Below are 2,116 nucleotides of genomic sequence, written 5' to 3'. Positions count from 1 at the left end.
AAAGTGATTACTTTGAGAAAGTAATGTGCATTTTATCAATATATATATAACGAAAAGAAGTTAGTCACCTATATATAGTAGGTGATTAGCTTCTTTTTCTCATTACATGGACTTTTTCAGTGCCCTCGTTTAGACAGGAATGGTTTTTCCTTTATCTAATTGTTTATTTTCCATCATTAACCTCCTAAGGATTGGAAGCGTTTTATCTTTTTCTTCCTCATAGCTTGAACCGAATGACTCAGGATTGTTTTGTAAAGCTTCTAATCTAAAATTCCGGTAATTTTCGGCATCTAATGGTTTCAAAAGTCTTATATCCATATTTTCCTCCCTCTATAATTAATTTAAATATTCTGATATTATTGTCCAACTTTTATTGAATGGTGTAAATAACTGAAATTTACACATATAATTCTAGCCACCATAAGCGATGTTAGAGGAAGTTCTCTAATCTAACTCTCCGATGAACCATAACCCACCTTCATAAGCATAATTTTCGTCATTAATTATCTGCTTGTATCCTTTGACAGCTAGCCCTTCAGGTATCTCTAATCCCCATTCCTTTTTAATACTTCGATCAGACAGCAAAGGAATCCAACGCTGTTCTTCTGTATCTCGATCGAAAAAGCCTTCAAAGTCTTTCTTATCAAATAGGAAGACAATCTGAGAATCAAATAAACGTGGTAGAGAAATTAGAGTATAGACGCGATGAGCTTTCTCTGATTCTCTTTTTATATCAATTAGATGTTGAACTTGATTGATTACTGTCTGCATACATAAATTTCTTACCGAATTTGGTGTGTTTCCAGAGTCAATAAAGGAGATGAAGATGCCAATAACCTAGATAACCACAATCGTCAGGATAGTGTAAGGAAATGGTATATTCAGTAATATATTCATTGAACTACCCCCACCTAAAATTCTACCTGATTTTTGAGGAAGGGGATTCCTAAAAAGGACTTACTAAGTGACTTAGTCGACCATTGCCCGTTCAACTAGGCAATGGGTTTTCTACTTTCTTTCTTAGACAAACCTTTTTCCACCAAGTCTGGAAGAACCCCTGGAGGAAAAAGATCACTCATCGAGTAATGCTTGCTAGGAATAGAAAGTTCTATCTGATACAAACAATGGGTATGCACATCAGATAGGCATCTTGAAACCCACTTCCATTGCGCCCAATGATGTAGACCTACTATCTTCTCTGGTAGTAGGGAATGCAATACTGGTGGAAGTTTTTCTTTGAATCCCATGGCTCTTCTCGCAATGACATAAGAAGCTGCTTGGTGAATACTGATCCCCAATCGCTTTATGTATTTGATTTTACCGATTTGACTGGTGTAGGCCGGATTTACTTCACATACAGCCACACCCATTTTGTTCGCACGGTTTTTTATGGCTGAAATAAGCTTACGATAAGCAAACATCGACATTTTCTTATTCGCCTTTTTATTCCCGTATGGATGTGATCCTTTCGATTTCGTTGTGTTTAACTTTTCAATTACGATCGGTTTATTGAGTTTAACAGCTAGATCTACTAATCGTATCGCTTCTGCTTCAATCATTTTTGTTGCTTGACCCGATGATTTCCCCTCTAAATCGAACTCAAATACACCCGATTTAATCAGTTGACCCTTCACATTCATGTTAGACCATGCGATGTGGTCCACATTCAAATCCACACCTAAAACACCATCAGATTTACTGTGGTTTATGTTTTCCTCTTCAGGAATATCCAAGATGCATTTAAAAAGATAATAATCACCGTGATCCTCAACAGACCAAGCAATGGCATTTCCATGTTCCTTTTTCAAATGAGATGGCATGTCTGCTTGTGTTTGAATGGCTTTTTCAACGTTTTCTTGCCCATAAGGAAAGACAAGATTCGGTATGTCAACTGCCACACCGTTTAGAGTGGTGAAATGGAGATTTTTTGTCTCTGAAACATACGTAAAGACAAAATCCCCATACTTTGCGTCCTTCCGACCACTAATCGTCATTTTACTGTAACGAGATTGTTCCCAATCCTCTACCCACAGTTTATGGTTATTTCGATAATGATGTAAGGTGTGCTGTCCTTTGAACAGTTTTTTGCCACCAAAAACCACACTTTTTGTATTAT

3 protein-coding genes are annotated in these 2,116 nt (G+C 36.9%); all 3 read right to left on the bottom strand.

Going from position 1 to position 2,116, the window contains the following annotated elements:
• Positions 1-129: 129 nt before the first annotated feature.
• Positions 130-318 (bottom strand): hypothetical protein, encoded by a 189-nt coding sequence (locus tag K9V48_RS30050; RefSeq protein ID WP_410429700.1) that lies wholly within the window; start codon positions 316-318, stop codon positions 130-132.
• Positions 319-444: 126 nt separating this feature from the next.
• A complete protein-coding gene (locus K9V48_RS27805; protein ID WP_263432981.1) occupies positions 445-771 on the bottom strand; it encodes a DUF3916 domain-containing protein in 327 nt (108 codons plus the stop codon).
• 221 nt (positions 772-992) lie between these two features.
• Positions 993-2,116 (bottom strand): IS200/IS605 family accessory protein TnpB-related protein (locus tag K9V48_RS27800; protein WP_224142287.1); only part of this gene is annotated, 1,124 nt, incomplete at its 5' end.

The organism is Metabacillus rhizolycopersici (assembly GCF_020075705.1).
Note: the sequence above shows the minus strand (reverse complement) of the source record. Positions and strands in the feature narration are given on the sequence as shown.